The sequence below is a fragment of the Sphingomonas sp. GV3 genome (assembly GCF_031082075.1).
Classification (GTDB): domain Bacteria; phylum Pseudomonadota; class Alphaproteobacteria; order Sphingomonadales; family Sphingomonadaceae; genus Sphingomonas; species Sphingomonas beigongshangi.
Genome location: NZ_JARWLE010000001.1, coordinates 1,862,383 through 1,880,605, shown reverse-complemented (window position 1 = coordinate 1,880,605; position 18,223 = coordinate 1,862,383). Strand labels below are relative to the sequence as shown.

Below are 18,223 nucleotides of genomic sequence, written 5' to 3'. Positions count from 1 at the left end.
CAAGGGCCGTGGCTAGGATCTACCCGAGCATCGCGTTCGCGGAATTCCCGCGTGCGTGCCGCCGACAGAACGGCTTTGTACGGGACGATCGATGCGGGTAGCCGGGGCGTGCCGTGCGTCGTGTCGCGCGGAAACGCGGGCGGGAAAAGGTGCGTGGCGTAGCGTGACCGGCTATGGTCCCCGCGCCAGGCTCGGTCAGGCGGCCATCCTCGGCAGCAGGGCACCGGCGGACGGTCGCGACAAAGCCTCCGGCCGGCGGCTTTTCACGTGGGAGCCTGGCGGGACGAGGGTCGATGGTGGAGTGTTGTGCATGAATCACGCGGAGAGCCAGTATCTTGCTCTACTTGATCGCGTCCTCACCAAGGGGGACGAACGCATGGACCGCACGGGGGTGGGGACCAGGTCGCTCTTCGGCGCGCTCATCCGGTTCGACCTGAGCGGGGGCCAGGTACCCATTCTCACGACCAAGCGCGTCTATTGGAAGACCGCGCTCAAGGAGATGCTCTGGTTCCTGACCGGCGGGACCAACATACAGGATCTGCTCCGCGAGAACGTCCGTATCTGGAGCGATTGGCCGCTGGCGCGCTATCGACGAGAGACCGGCGCGTCGATCACGCAAGCCGAATTCGAGGAGCGGATACTCGCCGATGACGCGTTCGCGCACGCATGGGGTGACCTCGGGCCGGTATATGGCAAGCAGTGGCGGCGATGGCTCGACGCGTCGGGCAGGGAGCACGATCAGATCGGCGACCTGGTCGAGACGCTGAAGACGAATCCGTCCAGCCGCCGCATGCTGTTCCACGCCTGGAACGTCGGCGAACTCGACCAGATGGCGCTGCCGCCATGCCACATGGTCTATCAATTTCACGTCACCTCGCGCGGCGAGCTCAACTGTCTGCTCTTCCAGCGGTCGTGCGATCTGTTCCTGGGGGCCGCGTTCAATTTCTTCGGCGCGGCGGCGCTGGTCCACATGCTCGCGCAGCAGGCCGGCCTGACCCCCGGCGAGCTGGTCTGGGTGGGCGGCGACGTGCACGTCTATCTCAACCATCAGGATCAGGTGCGCGCGCAACTGGGCCGGGAGCCGAGGGAATTCCCCACGATGCGGCTTCTGCGCAATCCCGGATCGATCGACGGATACCGGTTCGCGGATTTCGCGGTCGACGGATATCTGCCCCACCCGCCGATCCACGGCGATGTCGCCGTCTAGCCGATCACGACGGTTCGTCGGATTCATGGAGGTCGCAGGAGGACCTATGAGAAGCAGCGCGATCGACGCCGCGGCATCGCATGCCGCGAGGCAGGTGCTGTGCGGGGCGACGTCATGACGATCCTGTTCGTGCTCGCCCGCGCCGCCAATGGCGTCATCGGCCGCGATGGCCAGCTGCCCTGGCACCTTCCGGCCGACCTCAGGCATTTCAAGGTGATGACGATGGGCAAGCCGATGATCATGGGCCGCAAGACGTTCGAGAGCTTTCCGGCGCCGCTGCCGGGCCGGCGGCACATCGTGCTGACGCGCGATCGCCGCTGGGTACGGCCTGGCGCCGAGGTGGCGCACGGCACGCAGGAGGCGCTCGCGCTGGCGGGCGAGGGTGACATCGCCGTGATCGGCGGCGCGGAGATATTCGCGCTGTTCGCGCCCGATCGCATCGCGCTGACGGAGGTGCATGGCGACTTCGAGGGGGACGCCGTGGTGCCCCCCTTCACCGGTTTTCGTGAGGTAGCGCGCGAGGATCATCCCGCGTCGGAGGGACGGCCGGCCTATAGTTTCGTGACGCTGGCGCGGGAATGAGGCCGCGCCTTTCCCGTCCGACGTTCGGTGGCCGCGGGGGCGCCGCCGGGCATTGAGTCGCCCGCCGTCCTCCCCTAGGACGCGCCGTCATGGAGCGGCTTGACGGCGGCTCGGCCATTCCGCCGCATCTGGCCGGCGGCATCGTCGCGCTCGGCAATTTCGACGGATTTCACCTCGGTCACCAGGCGGTTGTCGGCCGGGCCGTCGCGCGCGCGCGCGCAGAAGGCCGCCCGGCGCTGGTCGCGACGTTCGATCCGCATCCCGTACGGCACTTCCGGCCCGAGACGCCGCCGTTCAGGCTGACCACGCTCGACCAGCGCGGGCGGCTGTTCGCGGCCGCCGGTGTGGATGCGATGATCGTCTTCCATTTCGACGCCGCGCTCGCGTCGCTGTCGGCCGAGGACTTCGTCATGCTGCGCCTGTTCGACCTGCTTCGGGTCAAGGGCGTCGTCACGGGCGAGGATTTCACCTTTGGCAGGGGCAAGCGCGGCACCGTGGCCGATCTCGCGATCTTCGGTGACGCCTTGGGATTCGCCGCCGAGACGGTCGCGCCCGTCATGCTGGAGGGCGCCGCGGTCTCGTCCAGCCGCATCCGTGAGGCACTCCGCGCGGGCGACATGCGCGGCGCGGCACGGCTGCTCACCCGGCCGTTCGCGATCGAGGGTGTCGTCCAGCACGGCGACAAACTCGGCCGGACGATCGGCTATCCGACCGCAAACCTGGACATGGGCAAATATCTGCGGCCGGCCTACGGCATCTATGCGGTGACGGGACGACTGCAGGACGGAACCATGCTGAAGGGCGCGGCGAACCTTGGCATCCGCCCCACGTTCGATCCGCCGAAGGAACTGCTCGAGCCCCATTTCTTCGACTTCGCGGGCGACCTGTATGGCCAGACGATCGAGGTCGCGCTCGTGGATTATCTTCGGCCAGAGGCAAAATTCGACGATCTCGACGCGCTCGTCCGCCAGATGGACGCGGATTGCGAGCGCGCCAGGACGATATTGGGCGCCTGACGCGCGGCGCCGGTGTCGGGGCGCGAGCCAGGGACGCGGCATCCGCCCCTGGTCACCCGGTCCGACACGCCGGCGCGATCACGCCATGGCGGCGAGCATCTCCGTGATCTTGACGAACGCAAAGCCGACGGAGCTGTCGGCGATGCCATAGGGCAGGAACAACGTGTCGCCGTGGCGGATCGCGCCGCACGAATAGACGACGTTGGGCACATAGCCCTCCCGATCCTGATCCTTCGCCGCCAGTATGGGTTCTACGGTGCGGCCGATCACCTTGGCGGGATCGTCCTTGTCGAGCAGGACCGCGCCGATCGAATATTTGCGCATAGCGCCGACACCGTGCGTCAGCAGCAGCCAGCCCTCGTCGAGCTCGATCGGCGGCCCGCAATTGCCGATCTGCACCAATTCCCAGGGATAGACGGGCGTCAGGATCTTCTCGCCCTCGTCCCAATGCTCGAGACTGTCCGATTTGAGCAGGAACAGGTTTTCACCGTCCTGCCGCCCGATCATCATATACTGGCCGCCGACCTTGCGCGGGAAGAGCGCCATGCCCTTGTTGCGCGCCGCCGGGCCGGACATCGGCACCAGATCGAACGCACGAAAATCACGCGTGCGCATAAGCTCGGACTGGATCACCGACCCGTTGTAGGCGGTGTAGGTGCCGATCCACTCGAAGCTGCCGTCGTCGTGCTGGAAATGCACGATGCGCAGATCCTCCAGCCCCTTCGACTGCGCGCTGGTGATCGGGAAGATCACCGTGCCCGACAGCGTCGAGTCGCGATGGCGATAGACGGTGACGGGGCCTTCCGGCATCTCGTCTTCCATCGCTTCCGCGACGTCCGCGGCGGTGGCGAAGGGCGGCTCGGGCGCCAGCTTCAGCTGGTTCTGGTCGGTGATGATGCCTTCGCGAAAGGCGACCGAACTGATGTGACCCTCGCCGACCGAACGCAGCGACATGAGGATGCGCATCGATCCGGCCGGCATGCCCGACTGGTCAAAATGCGGCACGGCGCTGGGGTTCATCAGCGCCGCGGCGGCATAGCTGTATTCGTGACAGAAATAGGCGCCGATCAGCTGGCGCTTCTCGTCGCCGATCTCGCTGCCGTCGAGACCGAGCAGGTCCGCGATCTCGTCGTAGCGCGTCATGAACACGCGCCGCGTCTGCCAGTGGCGCGCCTCGAAATCCTTCAGCACGACCTCGAGTTCGTCGCGCGCCTGCTGCGGCATCATCTTCAGCACTTCGCCGACCAGACGCTCGGTCCGGTTCGGCGCACCGCCCTTGCCGCCCCAGGCGATGTGGAAGGGACGCACGACGACGCGCGAGGGATCCGCGTGCAGCCGCAGCTCGTGGTTGAACAACTCCATCGCGGGGTACAGCCTCACCGGTCGTTACAGGCCGTCGCCGCAGGATCGATCACGCGACGACGCGGCCGGTCCCTGCCACGCCTTGGGCAGACTTTCCAAGAGCCGAAATCGCACAATTCGCCAGTTGCAGCGCCAAAATGGACTCGGCGCCCTGGTTGCGATTGAGACCCGTCGGCATCAGCCCGTCGAAGCAGCCGCCATCGGCGCTCGTCGCCAGCGGCAGGTCGAGGTCGTTCTGCCCGAGATACCAGGCATAGGCGCGCTCGGCCTCGACCAGCCACCGCCCGTCGCCCGTCGCCGCATAGGCGGTGGCACAGGCGTCGACGGTAGCCTGCGCCTCCAGCGGCTGCTGATCGAACTGCAGCGGTTCCGCATAAGGACGGTGGAAGCTCTCGGTACCGACGGCGCGGAAGCGCCCCTCGGGCGAGGTCTGCTTCGCCACGATCCAGTCGAGCGTCTCCAGTCCGCACGCGACCAGCTCCTGCCGGCCCAGCGCCATGCCGGCCTGGATCAGACCCTGCGGCAGTCGCGCATTGTCGTAGGCGAGCACGATCTCGAACCACTGCCATTCCGGACGGCGGGCCTCTTCGAGCAGCGCGAGCTGATCATCGGGGAAACGTTCCAGGATGGTCCGCGCCAGTTCGTGGCCCGGCGAGGCCTCCAGCATCGCCGCCGCGCCCAGCATCGCGAACGACTGCGCCCGCAGCGAGCCGAGGTCGAGCGCGCAACTGGCGGTTGCGTCGAACATGGCCTTCGCCCAGTCGCGGTGCTTCGGCTCGCGGGCATCGCGCGCGGTGACCCCCAGCGCCCAAACCGTGCGGCCGTTCGAATCCTCACTGCCCACGTCCTCGCACCACGTGCGGTCGAAGTTCATGAAGTTGCGGAAGCGGCGTGCCTCGGGGTTCCAGGCATATTGCAGGAACGAGGCATACACCGTCGTCCACTTGTCACGCGTCACCGGATCGATGTCGTCGATCGCGCTCATCAGCATCAGCGCGCGCGCATTGTCGTCGATGCAATATCCGTGGCGGCGGTCGGGTACCGAATAGATCGAGTGCTGGAGCATGCCCGTGGCATCACTCATCCGCTCGACCGCGGCGAAGTTCGGCGCGAGCGGACGAAGCTTGGGCTGCGCCTGATTGAGTTTGCGAGGGTGGGCGGCAACCGATGCCTCCACCTGCGCCAGCGTCGCCTCGGCGAGGCGCGGCCAGATCATCGTCCGCCCCCGGTCATAGGCACGCCGCGCGAGCCGCATGCGGTCGCGGCTGTTGGCCAGCAGCCGCTCGATCTCGCGCGAGAAGGCGGCGACGTCGCGGAAATCGACCAGGATGCCATGACCGTCGGCAAGGATTTCCGTGGCATGGACGTAGGGCGTCGAGATCACGGCCTTGCCGACCCCGACCGCGTAGGACAGCGTCCCGCTCGTGATCTGCGCCGGGTTCAGGTACGGCGTCGCGTAGATATCGGCCGCCTGCAGGTACTCGATCAGTTCGTCGTGCTCGACGAATCCGTCGATGAAGGCGACGTTCTTGCTGATCCCCAGGTCGGCGGCCAGGGCCTTCAGCCGATCGCGATACGCCTCGCCCTCATGCGCGACGAGATTGGGGTGCGTGGCGCCCAGCACGACGTAGAGCAGATCGGGGTGCTTCTCGGCGACGGCGGGCAGTGCCTCGATCATCGTCTCGATGCCCTTGTTTGGCGCGAGGAGACCAAAGGTCAGCACGACCTCGCGGCCTTCCCAGCCAAACCGCGGTTTGAGCTGATCGGGATCGACGAAGGCGCGGTCGGGCACGCCGTGCGGAATCATGGCGATCTGGCGCGGGTTGGCGCCATAGACGCGACGCAGGATTTCGCGCCCGCGCTCGGCCATCACGACGACCTTGGCGCAGCGGCGCAGCAGCCCCTCCATGACACGCCGCTCGTCGGCGTTCGGCTTCTCCAGCACGGTATGCAGCGTCGCGATGACGGGCAGGGTGGTGCGGTCGAGCAGCGACAGCAGGTGCTCGCCCGCCGGCCCGCCGTAGATGCCATATTCGTGCTGGACCCAGATCGCCTGCGCGCCGCTCGTCTCGATACGGCGGGCGGTCTCGATATAGCAGGAAAGCTCGTTCTGCGGGATCGCGGCAGTGACGGCGGGGGGATAGGCGTAGCGGCCGGGGTGATCGTCCATCGCATAGACGTCGACCTGCACGTCGGGAAAACGATCGTGCATCGCCTGCCACACGTCGGTCGTGAACGTTGCCAGGCCACATTGGCGCGGCAGGAAATTGCCGATCATCGCCAGATGTTTGATATCGCCCGTCGCCGCGTTGCCCGCCATGCCAAACCCTTCGCTACCGCAAAAAGGCTCCCGGACCTGCCGTGAACCTTACGAAAAGCTGAACACGCGAGGGGGGCAAAAGTTGCAGTATTGCTGCAATGCAGCGGCAGCTACAATGTTGAGGCAGATCAACCCCTTCCACGATAAGGCGCGACACCTTGGTCGGGGAGCCAGAGCGCGGCCGGCGGCTGGCCGCTCTGCCAGAAGACGTCGATGGGGATGCCGCCGCGCGGATACCAATAGCCACCGATGCGTAGCCATGTCGGCTTCATCTCTTCGAACAGGCGCTGGCCGATGCCGACGGTGCAGTCCTCATGGAAGGCGGCGTGGTTGCGGAACGATCCCAGGAACAGCTTGAGCGATTTGGATTCGACGATCGTCGCGTCCGGCGCATAGTCGATGACCAGGTGCGCGAAGTCGGGCTGGCCGGTGACGGGGCACAGGGAGGTGAACTCGGGCGCGACGAACCGGACGCAATAGAGCGTGCCGGGGCGCGGATTGGGAACATAATCCAGGATGGCCTCTTCCGGGGAGGCGGGTAGGTGGCTCGTCTGGCCGAGATGCATCGGGGTCATGGCCGCGCATGTAGGAGCTTCGTGCCGCAATGAAAACGCTCGTTCCGATCCTTGGCGACCAGCTCAGTCCGCAGATTTCGTCGCTGGCCGGCGCCGATCCGGCACGGACCGTGGTGCTGATGATGGAGGTGGCGGAGGAGACCGGCTACGTCCGCCATCACAAGCAGAAGCTCGCCTACATCCTGTCCGCGATGCGCCATCACGCCGCCGCGCTCCGCGAGGCGGGCTGGACGGTCGATTACGTCGCGCTCGACGACCCCGAAAACGGCGGCAGCTTTACCGCCGAGGTCGCACGCGCCCTGCATCGGCACGACGCGGCGCGAATCGTCGTGACCGAAGCGGGCGAATGGCGCGTCGCCGCGATGCTGGAAAGCTGGGCGACCCGGTTCGACGTGCCCGTCGACATTCGCATCGACGACCGGTTCCTGTGCACCCACGCCGACTTCGCCGCCTGGGCGGACGGACGCAGCCAGCTGACGATGGAATTCTTCTATCGCGACATGCGCCGCCGCACCGGCCTGCTGATGACGGACGGCAAGCCGGAAGGGGGGCAATGGAATTTCGACAAGGAAAACCGAAAGCCTGCGCCCGGCGGTGGCCTGTTCGTGCCGAAAGCGCTGGCGTTCCGGCCCGATGCGATCACCCGCGACGTCATCGCGCTGGTCGAGCGCCGCTTCGGCAACCATCCGGGCAGTCTCGACGGCTTTGCCTGGGGAGTCACCGCGGCCGATGCGGAAGCGCAGGCCGCGCATTTCTTCGCGGAAGCCCTGCCGAAGTTCGGCGACTATGAGGATGCGATGCTGACCGGAGAGCGGCATCTGTGGCACTCGATCCTGTCGCCCTATATCAACGCCGGCCTGCTCGATCCGCTCGACCTGTGTCGCCGCGCGGAGGCCGAATATCGCGCCGGTCGCGCGCCGCTCAACGCGGTGGAGGGCTACATCCGCCAGATCATCGGCTGGCGCGAGTTCATGCGCGGCATCTACTGGCGCGAGGGGCCAGACTATGTGACGCGCAATTTCCTGCGCCACGACCGTGCGCTGCCGGGCTGGTACTGGACGGGCGACACCGACATGCATTGCCTGAGGGAGGCGATCGGCCAGACGCTCGCCACCGCGCACGCGCATCACATCCAGCGCCTGATGGTCACCGGCAATTTCGCCCTGCTGATCGGCGCCGACCCGGCCGCGGTGCATCGCTGGTATCTGGAGGTCTATGTCGACGCCTATGAATGGGTGGAATTGCCCAATACGCTGGGCATGAGCCAGTTCGGCGACGGCGGCCTCGTCGGCACCAAGCCCTATGTGTCCTCGGGGGCCTATATCGATCGCATGTCCGATTATTGCGGTCATTGCCGCTACGACGTGAAGAAGCGGATCGGTGCGGACGCCTGCCCGTTCAACGCGCTGTATTGGGATTTCATCGCCCGCCACGAGGGCAGGCTCGGCGACAATCCCCGGATGCGCATGCCGTACCGCACCTGGTCGCGGATGAGCGAACAGGACCGCGCGGCGACGCGCACCCAGGCTGACGGTTTTCTCCGATCCCTCGACGCGAGCGGCGACACAGGCTACTAATGTCGTCGCGGGCCTCCTCCCCAGGCGTTTTCTGCCCGACGCTTGTACGCTTGTAACGGATGGAGAGAGACATGGACGCATTGGTGACCACCGAATGGCTGGCCAACGAACTGGGGGCGAGCGACCTGCGCATCGTCGATGCGACCTACGTCGACGCGGCGCTCGGTCGCGATCCGGCGGCGGAATATGAAGTGGCGCACATTCCCGGCGCCGTGTTCATGAACCTCGGCGAGCTGCGCGATACCGACAGCGATCTGCCAATGATGCTGCCGAGCGCGGAGAAGTTCGCGAGCCGCATGCAGAGCCTCGGCCTCGGCGACGGCAGCCGCATCGTCCTCTACGACACTTCGCCGTGGCATACGGCGGCGCGCGCCTGGTGGATGCTGCGCACCTTCGGGGCGCACGACGTCGCGATCCTCGATGGCGGCCTCGCCAAGTGGCAGGCGGAGGGTCGCGAGGTCGCGACCGGCAAGGAGACGCTGCGACATCGCCATTTCACCGCCTGGCAGGATCGAAAGGGCGTGCGCACGCTCGACGAGATGAAGGCGAACCTGGATACCGGGGCCGAACAGGTGGTCGACGCGCGCTCCGCGGCCCGCTTCACGGGCGAGGAACCCGATCCGCGCCCGGCGACGCACGCGGGCCATATCCCGGGATCGCGCAACCTGCCCTACACCGGTCTGTTCAACGCGGACGGCACCTGGAAGCAGGGCGACGCGCTCAAAAGCGCGTTCGAGGGTGCGGGCGTCGATATCGACAGGCCGATCGCGCTGACCTGCGGGTCGGGCATTACCGCCTCCACGCTCGCGTTCGGGCTGCACCTGCTCGGCCGCGACGCGGCGCTCTATGACGGCAGCTGGTCGGAATGGGGCGCGGACCGATCCACACCAAAGGCGATGGGAGCCGCACGGGACCTTGAACGAGCATGATACCGACCGCCCGCTGGACGATGCGACCCGCGTCGTCCAGGCCGGGCGGCGCCCCGAATGGACCGGCGGGATCGTCAACCCGCCGGTCTGGCGCGCATCCACCATCCTCTACGATTCGATCGCGGACCTGCGCGCCAACGGCCACGGGGACACGCATCACCGTCTCTATTACGGCCGGCGCGGCACGCCGACGCAATGGAGCCTCGCGGACGCCCTGACGAGCCTGGAGCCGGGGGCGGAGGCGACCTTCCTCTATCCCTCCGGCGTCGCGGCGGTCGCCGCCGCGCTGCTCGCGGTGCTGTCGCCGGGCGACGAGCTGCTGCTGGTCGACAGCGCCTACGAACCGACGCGGGGGCTCGCGAGCGGCCTGCTCAAGCGGTTCGGGATCACGACACGCTTCTACGACCCGCTGATCGGCGGCGGCATCGCGGACATGATCGGCGAGCGCACGCGCGCGATCTTCATGGAAAGTCCGGGCAGCCTGACGTTCGAGGTGCAGGACGTGCCCGCGATCGTCGCGGCAGCCCGGGCGCGCGGGGTCGTGACGCTGCTTGACAACACCTGGGCGACGCCGCTCTTTTTCCCGGCGATCGCGCATGGCGTTGATTATTCGATCCTCGCCGCGACCAAATATATCGTCGGTCATTCCGACGTGATGATGGGGTCGGTCACCGCCTCGCAGGGCCGTTACGCCGCGCTGCGCGACACGAGCTACCAGCTGGGGCAGGTGACGAGCCCCGACGATGCCTGGCTCGGCAGCCGCGGCCTGCGCACCATGGCGGTGCGGCTCGACCGGCATCAGCAGTCCGCGCTGGAGATCGCCCGTTGGCTGCAAGCGCGCCCGGAAGTCGCGGAGGTGCTGCATCCCGCGCTGCCTGGCTGCCCCGGCCACGAGCTGTGGCAGCGCGACTTCAAGGGATCGAGCGGCCTCTTCTCGTTCGTGCTGAACGGCGGCGACGAGGCGGCACGCGCCGCGTTCATCGACGCATTGTCGCTGTTCGGCATCGGCTACAGCTGGGGCGGATACGAGAGCCTCGTGATCCCGGTCGATGTCGCGCGGATCCGCTCGGTGGCGCGTCGCGCGTTTCCCGGCCCACTCGTACGGCTCCAGATCGGCCTGGAGGCACCGGGCGACCTGATCGCCGATCTCGAACGCGGCCTGGCGGCCTATCGCGCGCTGACCTGATCGCGGGCCGGCTGCCACGACGGCTCCCGGACCACCGCAACGACCCGCTTTCCCAGCCTATTCTACATGATGGAACGCGCGCCTTGGGGCACGACTGCCCGTCATGCGCGGCTTTTCGGCAACATTGCGTTACGAAAAAGTCGCATGATGTTCACAAATTGTTGTGCATCGCGCCATAAAAGCGCATCACGACACAGCCCGGACGAGTATCGTGCGCGCCCAGCGGGGCGGACAGACGCGAGCCGGCGGGCCATGCAGGCGGGGACATCGATCTTCCATTCGAAAGGGGACACGATGCGCTTCACCACGATCCTGCTCGGCGGCCTTGCGCTGGCGAGCGCCGCGCCGGCCTTCGCTCAGGACGAGACCGCGCCACCGCCCGCGCTCAAGCTGTCGGGCGGCACGACGTTGATCAGCGACTATCGCTTCCGCGGCGCCACGCAGACCGACAGCGGGCCCGCGTTGCAGACGACGCTCAACCTCAATCACAAGTCGGGCTTCTATGTCGGCACCTTCATGTCGACGATCGACGGCTCGGGCCGCACGCCCGCACTAACCGGCTACGGCCAGGCGGAAGTCGACCTCTACGGCGGTTTCACCAAGACGCTGAAGGGCGGCTTCGGCGTCGATGCCGGCCTGCTCTATTATTATTACGTCGGCCACGTCAGCGGGCAGAAGACCGACTTCTTCGAACCCTATGCCTCGATCACCTATACGGTCGGGCCGGTCGCCACCAAGGCGGGCGTCGCTTATGCCTGGGACGGGCAAAAGGGCCTGTCGGGCTTCGACGTGCGCTCGACCAACGACAGCAACATCTACGCCTACGGCGAAGCGTCCGTCGGAATCCCGACGACGCCGGTGACGCTGAAGGGACATCTGGGCTATTCGAAGGGATCGCTCGGTTCGCTCAACATCCCGGGCAGCCGCGACGACGATTATTTCGACTGGTCCGCGACGGCAGAGGCGGTGGGTGGACCGCTGAAGGTCGGTGTCAGCTATGTCGGGACCGACATCAGCAACCAGAACCGCTTCGCACAGCGTCTGGGGCGTGGTTCGACCGTGTTGGCGTATATCGGGACGAGCTTCTGATCGTCGTGGAACGCCCCTCCCCTTGAGAGGGTGGGGCAAGGTGGGGGAGACCCGGGCGCCGGTCTCGGTGAGACGCGCCTCTCCCCCAGAACCCTCCCCCGAAGGGGAGAGGCTCAGCAGGTGCTTACTTCGCCGCGGCGCGCGCATCCTGGCCGTCGCCCTGCGGCGCGGCGACGATGTCGCGGGTCGTCGCGCCCTTGTCGACGACGTTCGTGTCGGGGTCGCCGACGGACGAGCGGATGCCGGCATCCGCCGTATCGCCGCCCGCCTGCTGCAGCACGCCATTCTCGCCCTGGCTGCGCTGCGTATTGCCGCCGAACAGCGCGTCGAGCGTCTGGGCGGTATTGGCATTGTCCTGCGGACGCGCGGCGCCCGGCTGCGGCGGCACCAGCGAATAATCCGGCGGGATCACCAGCGGCGCCTGACGCGCCACGGCGAATTCGTCGGGCCGCGCGCGGTCGTAGCCGCGCTTGCCGCAACCGGACAGAAGGGCGACGCAGGCGAGGCCAGTGGCAACGGCAACGAACTTACGCATGGGGATTCTCCGAAACAGCGTCGCGCTTGTCGCGCATCAGGAGCGCGCGGACAAGCAGCACCAGCACGCCAAGGGTGATCGCCGCATCCGCGACGTTGAAGACGAGGAACGGCCGCCAGTCGCCGAAATGCAGGTCGGCGAAGTCGACGACATAGCCCAGCCGGACGCGATCGACGATATTCCCGATCGCTCCGCCGAGGATCGCACCCAGCGCGATCCTGTCGGCACGGTGGGTCTCGCGCGTCATCCATATGGCCACGGCGACCGCGATCGCGCCGGTCATCGCGACGAGCGCCCAGCGCATCCGGTCGGTATCCGCATGCAGCAGGCCGAGCGACACGCCGTGGTTCGCCACGAAGCGGAGGTTGAAAAAGGGCGTCACCTCGCGCGCGTCGGACAGCGCGTCGAGGCCCAGGCCCTGGGTGACGCCGATCTTGGTGAGCTGGTCGACGACGAACAGCAATCCCGCCGCGGCGAGGCCGATCAAGGGCGGCTTACGCATGCGAGGGGGCATCCTTTCCCACGACGGTCGCGCAGCGGTCGCACAGCGCCCCGTCCGCGCCGACCTCCGGAAGGTGCCGCCAGCACCGCCCACATTTGTGATAGGCCGTGCGCGCGACCGACACGCCGTCCGCCTCGGCCACCTTGGCGACGATGAAGGTTTCGGCCAGCGCCTCGGCGGACAGTGGCAGATCAGGCACCGTCACCTCCGCCTCCAGGCTGGAGCGCACGGTCTTTTCGCGGCGCAGCGGCTCGATCGCCTCGGTCACCGTCTGGCGCAGAGCGCGGACGTCCGCCCAGTCGGTGGACAGGGGTTCGTCCCCGGCCACCGCGGGCAGGTCCGGCCATTCCAGGAAATGCACCGACTGGTCGTCGCTCGGGAAGCGCGCCTGCCACACCTCTTCCGCGGTGAAGCAGAGCACCGGCGCGGCATAGCGGACCAGCGCATGGAAGAGCACGTCGAGCACGGTGCGGTACGCACGCCGCTTCGGATCGTCCGCGGCATCGCAATAGAGCGAGTCCTTGCGGATATCGAAGAAGAAGGCCGACAGGTCCTCGTTGGCGAAGTCGGTCAGCCGACGCAAGTAGCGGTTGAGCTCATAGCCTTCCGCCGCTTCGCGCAGGTCGGCGTCGAGCTGGCCCAGCAGCGTCAAGATGTAGCGCTCCAGCTCCGGCATCTTGGCGACCGGGACCGCCTCGGCATCGGTGAACCCGTCGAGCGCGCCGAGCAGATAGCGGAAGGTGTTGCGCAGCTTGCGATAGGCGTCCGACGCGGTCGCCAGCACTTCCTTGCCGATCCGCACGTCGTCGAAATAGTCGGTTGAGGCGACCCACATGCGCAGGATGTCGGCGCCGCTTTCCCCGATCACCTTCAGTGGGTCGACGACATTGCCGAGGCTCTTCGACATCTTGCGCCCCTTGTCGTCGAGCGCGAATCCGTGCGTCAGCACCGCGTCATAGGGCGCGCGCCCGCGCGTGCCGCAACTTTCCAGCAGCGACGACTGGAACCATCCGCGATGCTGGTCTGACCCTTCGAGATAGAGGTTCGCGCGCACGTCCTCGCCATAGCGCGCCTCCACTGTGAAGACGTGCGTCGATCCCGAATCGAACCAGACGTCGAGGATGTCCTCGACCACCTCGTATTCCGCCAGATCATGGTCGGGGCCAAGAAGCGCCTGATGGTCCGCCGTGAACCAGGCGTCCGCGCCGCCCGCCTCGAAGGCTGCGACGATGCGCGCGTTCACCGCCGGGTCGACCAGATACTCACCGGTCTGGCGATGGACGTAAAGCGCGATCGGCACGCCCCAGGCGCGCTGCCGGCTGATCACCCAGTCGGGCCGCCCCTCCACCATCGAACGGATGCGGTTGCGGCTGCGCTCCGGCACCCAGCGGGTATGCTCGATCGCGTCGAGCGCCGTTTCGCGCAGCGTTGCGCCGTTGCTCGGCGTGTCCGGACCGTCGCCCAGGATCGCGCGGTCCATCGGGATGAACCATTGCGGGGTGGCGCGGAAGATCACCTTCGCCTTCGACCGCCACGAATGCGGATAGCTGTGCGCGAAATCGTCGGAGGCGGACAGCAATGCCCCGACCTCGCGCAGATCGTTGCAGATCGGACCGTCCGCGCCGACGAACTTCTTGTTGATGACGCTGCCCTGACCGCCCAGCCACGCCCAGTCGGGCCGGTAGAAGCCGGCGCCGTCGACCGCGAAGACGGGGTCGATGCCATGCGCCTTGCACAGCAGGAAGTCGTCCTCGCCGTGATCCGGCGCCATGTGGACGAGGCCGGTACCTGCCTCGCGCGTCACGAAGTCGCCCGCCAGGAACGGCCGCGGCCTGGCGAAGAAGCCGCCCAGCGCGTGCATCGGATGCCGCGCGGTCGCCCCCTCCAGCACCGCGCCCTTCACCAGCGCGACGAATTCCTCCATCTTGATGCCCGTGCGCTTCATGAACGCGGGCATCAGGTTTTCCTCGACCAGGAACCGCCGGCCGCCGCAGGCGAACAGGATGTAGTCGAGCGCCGGATTGTAGGCGAGCGCCTGGTTGACGGGGATCGTCCACGGCGTCGTCGTCCAGATCACCGCGGTCGTGCCGACCAGTATGTCCGCTTCCGGTGCATGGTCGATCTCGAAGCCGACGTCGATCTGGGTCGAGACGATGTCCTCATACTCGACCTCCGCCTCGGCCAGCGCGGTCTTCTCGACCGGCGACCACATGACGGGCTTGGCGCCGCGGTACAGCTGGCCGCTCTCCGCGAACTTCAGCAATTCGCCGACGATCGCCGCTTCCGCGCCATAGTTCATGGTCAGATAGGGATCGGCCCAGTCACCCATGACGCCCAGCCGCTGGAACTGGCCGCGCTGTACGTCGACCCAGCGATCGGCATAGGCGCGGCATTCCGCCCGGAACTGTGCGACCGGCACCTCGTCCTTGTTCTGCTTCTTGGCGCGATAAGCCTCCTCGACCTTCCACTCGATCGGCAGGCCGTGGCAGTCCCAGCCGGGCACATAGGGCGCGTCCTTGCCCATCAGCGACTGGGTGCGGACGATGATGTCCTTGAGCACCTTGTTCATCGCATGGCCCATGTGGATGTCGCCGTTGGCGTAGGGCGGGCCGTCGTGAAGGATGAACAGCTCGCGGCCTTTGCGGATTTCGCGCAGCCGGTCGTAGAGGCCGATCCGCTGCCAGCGCTCCAGGATCGCAGGTTCCTTCGCGGCCAGCCCCGCCTTCATCGGGAAGTCGGTCTTGGGCAGGAAGACGGTGTCGCGCCAGTCTTGTGCGGCGCCGGGAGCAGCGGATGCGTCGGTCATAGATCGGGCGGTCTTAGACCAAGTCCACGAACCATTCACTATGGATAATTCGCGCGTTCGCTCGGTGGATAATTCGGGCGTCCGTTCGGGGGATAACGCGCGCGTACGCTCCGGCGCTCAAGGAGCGTTCGGGCGGTCGTCGTCACTGACCTGCGGCACATCCGCGTTATCCGCCTTGCGCCGGGGGCGACGCACCGGTGGCAAACGGTCAACCTTCGACAGCAGCGTGAGGAGAAGCGGGATGTCTTCGGTGATATAGGTGTCGGTCGGTACGGCCACGCCCTCGCGCAGCGCCTCCCCAATGGCGGCAAGGCGACGACGGTCTTCTTCTTGCGACGTCACGTCCGAACCTGATCCTACGCATACGATAGAACCCGGTGGTCGCCGTCCGGGGGGGGGGAGGGCAGGCGATCACCGGGTTCGTCAGGCAGAACGGCGAAACCGTGCAGGCGTTCCGCGCGCTACCGCACCGTTCGTCGCATAAAGACGCTCAGTGGGCCGTCACCATCCGCCGCGTGTAGCGATAGAGCGCGGCGACGAGCAGGAGGAAGGCGATGGTGCCGCCGACCAGCGCGATCGTCGCGAAGCCGTCGCCGACCAGCGCGAGCGGCGCGTCGGAATTGGTCAGGTAGACGATGACCGCGAAGGCGACGCCCCACAGGCTTTCGCCGACGATCATGCCGGTCGCGGTCAGCACGCCCATGCGCTTCGCACCCTCCGCGTCGACATGGGTGTCCGCCCAGCGATCGTAGAAGAAGCCGATGATCGCGCCGATCACGACCGGCAGCGTTACCGCCATCGGCAGATAGACGCCGAGGCCGATGCCGAGCGGCGGCAGGCGCAGCTTGCCCATTCGGCCCAGCACCTCGTCGAGGGCGATCACCGCGACGCCGACCAGCGCGCCGACGCCGATCATCCCCCAGTTGAGGTCGCCGCCCAGAACGCCCTTGGCCAGCGCGGAGATCAGCGCCGCCTGCGGCGCGGCGAGCGCGTTGGGACCTGCGCCGGGCGCGCCCTGGAAGCCGAGCGTGGTGGCGAGCAGTTCGAGCACGGGGGGCACGACCAGGCTGCCGAAGATCACGCCGAAGACGAGCGCGACCTGCTGCTTCCACGGCGTCGCGCCGACCAGCTGGCCGGTCTTCAGGTCCTGCAGATTGTCGTTGGAGATGGTCGCGACGCCGAACACGATGCCGGTGACGATCAGCGCATAGGCGACGAGCGCCTGCGTCGTCTCGGGCGGCGTGCCGCGTCCGAACAGGCCGACCAGCATCAGGCTGGCGGCGAGAACGGAGAGGATGCCGATGCCGGAGACGGGGCTGTTGGACGCGCCGATCAGGCCCGCCATATAGCCGCATACCGCCGCGATCACGAGGCCGAGGACGAGAATGAAGACGAGCGCGCCCGCGATCAGCGCGACCGCCGATCCGGCCAGCGGCCCGCCCGCGATCACCGACCAGAGCAGGCCGGCGATCGGCACCAGCACCGCCAGGCTGACGATGCCGACGAGCCCGATCGGCAGGTCGCGCTCGCCGAGTTCGAGGACCGCGCCGCCGCGTTTTGCCTGGCTCGCCGCGATCGACGAGCGGATGCCGGCGAGCACGGGACCGATGATCTTCAGCAGCGTCCAGATCGCCGCGACGCCGATCACGCCCGCGCCGAGGAAGCGCACGTCGCTGCGGAACACGCCGCCTGCCCAGGCTTCTACGGTGACGCCGACCGCGGCGGGGGACAGCGCGGTCAGATAGGGCAGGGCGACCCACCAGCCGATTACCACGCCGACCAGCATCGCCATGCCGACGGAGATGCCGACCAGATGCCCCGCGCCGATCAGCGCGAAGGACAGGCCGCCCGAGATCCCGGTCGCGCCCGCGCCGACGCGGAAATAGTGCGCCGCTTCCGCCGCGACGATGCGGGTCTGCGTCAGGATCGCGAAGCCCGCGGAGGCGATCGCGTTGACGACGATCAGCTTCAGGCCGCGCGCGCTTTCCGCCTCGCCCGCGCGGCTGCCCGCGCCGACCATCAGCACCTCGGCGGCGGCGCGCCCCTCGGGATAGGGAAGGTCGGTGTCGACGACGAGCGCGCGGCGCAGCGGCACCGAGAACATCACGCCCAGGATGCCGCCCGTCGCGGTGATGCCCGCGGTGAGCAGATAGGGGAAGCCGCTCCACCATCCGATCATGACGAGGCCGGGCAGCACGAAGATGATCGCCGCCAGCGTTCCCGCCGCCGAGGCGACGGTCTGGACGATGTTGTTCTCGAGGATCGTCGCACCCGGCAGATAGCGCAGCACCGCCATCGAGATCACCGCGGCGGGGATCGAGGTGGCGAAGGTCAGCCCGACCTTCAGCCCGAGATAGACGTTGGCGGCGGTGAACAGCAACGTGATGAGGCCGCCGAGCAGGATTCCGCGGACGGTGAGCTCGGCGATCGGCCGCTCTGGGGCGGTTCGGGTGTCGGTCATGCGGCAAAGCGTGGCACGAATGCCGCCGTGCCGACAAGGGCGCGCGTGGTTTTGTCATGGGGTCGGGCGTCGCGCG

15 protein-coding genes are annotated in these 18,223 nt (G+C 67.4%); 7 read left to right on the top strand and 8 right to left on the bottom strand.

Translation table 11 applies throughout. The features are described from left to right. Positions 1–310: 310 nt before the first annotated feature. From thyA to RF701_RS08815, 3 genes are all read left to right on the top strand, one after another. Positions 311–1,207, top strand: a complete 897-nt coding sequence (thyA, locus tag RF701_RS08825) for a thymidylate synthase (protein WP_210359224.1) — start codon at positions 311–313, stop codon at positions 1,205–1,207. Positions 1,208–1,321: 114 nt separating this feature from the next. After that, on the top strand, positions 1,322–1,789 hold the full coding sequence (locus RF701_RS08820; RefSeq protein ID WP_308814726.1) for a dihydrofolate reductase: 468 nt from the start codon (positions 1,322–1,324) through the stop codon (positions 1,787–1,789). A gap of 89 nt (positions 1,790–1,878) precedes the next feature. Further along, positions 1,879–2,805 (top strand): bifunctional riboflavin kinase/FAD synthetase, encoded by a 927-nt coding sequence (locus RF701_RS08815; protein ID WP_308814725.1) that lies wholly within the window; start codon positions 1,879–1,881, stop codon positions 2,803–2,805. Between the two features lie 78 nt (positions 2,806–2,883). Here the strand turns inward: RF701_RS08815 and RF701_RS08810 are convergent, their stop codons facing one another. The 3 genes from RF701_RS08810 to queF all read right to left on the bottom strand — a co-directional run bounded on the left by RF701_RS08810 (position 2,884) and on the right by queF (position 7,062). Further along, positions 2,884–4,167: a glycoside hydrolase family 130 protein gene (locus tag RF701_RS08810; protein ID WP_308815644.1), complete on the bottom strand. Its 1,284-nt coding sequence runs from the start codon at positions 4,165–4,167 to the stop codon at positions 2,884–2,886. Between the two features lie 49 nt (positions 4,168–4,216). Then, positions 4,217–6,487, bottom strand: a complete 2,271-nt coding sequence (locus RF701_RS08805) for a glycosyltransferase family 4 protein (RefSeq protein WP_308814724.1) — start codon at positions 6,485–6,487, stop codon at positions 4,217–4,219. Positions 6,488–6,615: 128 nt separating this feature from the next. Then, on the bottom strand, positions 6,616–7,062 hold the full coding sequence (queF, locus tag RF701_RS08800) for a preQ(1) synthase (protein WP_308814723.1): 447 nt from the start codon (positions 7,060–7,062) through the stop codon (positions 6,616–6,618). 29 nt (positions 7,063–7,091) lie between these two features. Here queF and RF701_RS08795 point away from each other — a divergent pair, with 29 nt between their 5' ends. From RF701_RS08795 to RF701_RS08780, 4 genes are all read left to right on the top strand, one after another. Further along, positions 7,092–8,639: a cryptochrome/photolyase family protein gene (locus tag RF701_RS08795; protein WP_308814722.1), complete on the top strand. Its 1,548-nt coding sequence runs from the start codon at positions 7,092–7,094 to the stop codon at positions 8,637–8,639. A gap of 71 nt (positions 8,640–8,710) precedes the next feature. Then, positions 8,711–9,568: a 3-mercaptopyruvate sulfurtransferase gene (sseA, locus tag RF701_RS08790; protein WP_308814721.1), complete on the top strand. Its 858-nt coding sequence runs from the start codon at positions 8,711–8,713 to the stop codon at positions 9,566–9,568. Continuing rightward, positions 9,555–10,754: a cystathionine beta-lyase gene (gene metC, locus RF701_RS08785; protein ID WP_308814720.1), complete on the top strand. Its 1,200-nt coding sequence runs from the start codon at positions 9,555–9,557 to the stop codon at positions 10,752–10,754. Before sseA ends, metC begins: the two co-directional genes overlap by 14 nt. Before the next feature lie 294 nt (positions 10,755–11,048). Further along, on the top strand, positions 11,049–11,843 hold the full coding sequence (locus RF701_RS08780) for a TorF family putative porin (protein ID WP_203310125.1): 795 nt from the start codon (positions 11,049–11,051) through the stop codon (positions 11,841–11,843). Between the two features lie 124 nt (positions 11,844–11,967). Here RF701_RS08780 and RF701_RS08775 read toward each other — a convergent pair whose 3' ends face one another. The 5 genes from RF701_RS08775 to RF701_RS08755 all read right to left on the bottom strand — a co-directional run bounded on the left by RF701_RS08775 (position 11,968) and on the right by RF701_RS08755 (position 18,147). Continuing rightward, positions 11,968–12,378: a DUF3035 domain-containing protein gene (locus RF701_RS08775; protein ID WP_203310126.1), complete on the bottom strand. Its 411-nt coding sequence runs from the start codon at positions 12,376–12,378 to the stop codon at positions 11,968–11,970. After that, positions 12,371–12,880 carry a signal peptidase II gene (gene lspA / locus RF701_RS08770; RefSeq protein WP_288934163.1) on the bottom strand — a complete coding sequence of 170 codons (510 nt, stop codon included), beginning with the start codon at positions 12,878–12,880 and terminating at the stop codon, positions 12,371–12,373. The genes RF701_RS08775 and lspA overlap by 8 nt, the downstream gene beginning before the upstream one ends. Continuing rightward, positions 12,873–15,686: an isoleucine--tRNA ligase gene (gene ileS / locus RF701_RS08765; protein WP_308814719.1), complete on the bottom strand. Its 2,814-nt coding sequence runs from the start codon at positions 15,684–15,686 to the stop codon at positions 12,873–12,875. Before ileS ends, lspA begins: the two co-directional genes overlap by 8 nt. Before the next feature lie 117 nt (positions 15,687–15,803). Continuing rightward, entirely contained in the window at positions 15,804–16,028 is a 225-nt protein-coding gene (locus tag RF701_RS08760) for a hypothetical protein (RefSeq protein ID WP_210359234.1), read from the bottom strand. 148 nt (positions 16,029–16,176) lie between these two features. Then, the gene (locus RF701_RS08755; protein ID WP_210359235.1) at positions 16,177–18,147 is read right to left on the bottom strand and encodes an OPT family oligopeptide transporter; all 1,971 of its coding nucleotides are present in this window, start codon (positions 18,145–18,147) and stop codon (positions 16,177–16,179) included. Positions 18,148–18,223: the final 76 nt, after the last annotated feature.

Coding starts and splice junctions, on each gene's coding strand:
- RF701_RS08780 (WP_203310125.1), top strand. CDS start 11,049: ATGCGCTTCACCACGATCCTGCTCGGCGGCCTTGCGCTGGCGAGCGCC.
- lspA (WP_288934163.1), bottom strand. CDS start 12,880: ATGCGTAAGCCGCCCTTGATCGGCCTCGCCGCGGCGGGATTGCTGTTC.
- queF (WP_308814723.1), bottom strand. CDS start 7,062: ATGACCCCGATGCATCTCGGCCAGACGAGCCACCTACCCGCCTCCCCG.
- RF701_RS08810 (WP_308815644.1), bottom strand. CDS start 4,167: ATGGAGTTGTTCAACCACGAGCTGCGGCTGCACGCGGATCCCTCGCGC.
- RF701_RS08755 (WP_210359235.1), bottom strand. CDS start 18,147: ATGACCGACACCCGAACCGCCCCAGAGCGGCCGATCGCCGAGCTCACC.
- RF701_RS08820 (WP_308814726.1), top strand. CDS start 1,322: ATGACGATCCTGTTCGTGCTCGCCCGCGCCGCCAATGGCGTCATCGGC.
- ileS (WP_308814719.1), bottom strand. CDS start 15,686: ATGACCGACGCATCCGCTGCTCCCGGCGCCGCACAAGACTGGCGCGAC.
- RF701_RS08775 (WP_203310126.1), bottom strand. CDS start 12,378: ATGCGTAAGTTCGTTGCCGTTGCCACTGGCCTCGCCTGCGTCGCCCTT.
- sseA (WP_308814721.1), top strand. CDS start 8,711: ATGGACGCATTGGTGACCACCGAATGGCTGGCCAACGAACTGGGGGCG.
- RF701_RS08805 (WP_308814724.1), bottom strand. CDS start 6,487: ATGGCGGGCAACGCGGCGACGGGCGATATCAAACATCTGGCGATGATC.
- RF701_RS08795 (WP_308814722.1), top strand. CDS start 7,092: ATGAAAACGCTCGTTCCGATCCTTGGCGACCAGCTCAGTCCGCAGATT.
- thyA (WP_210359224.1), top strand. CDS start 311: ATGAATCACGCGGAGAGCCAGTATCTTGCTCTACTTGATCGCGTCCTC.
- RF701_RS08815 (WP_308814725.1), top strand. CDS start 1,879: ATGGAGCGGCTTGACGGCGGCTCGGCCATTCCGCCGCATCTGGCCGGC.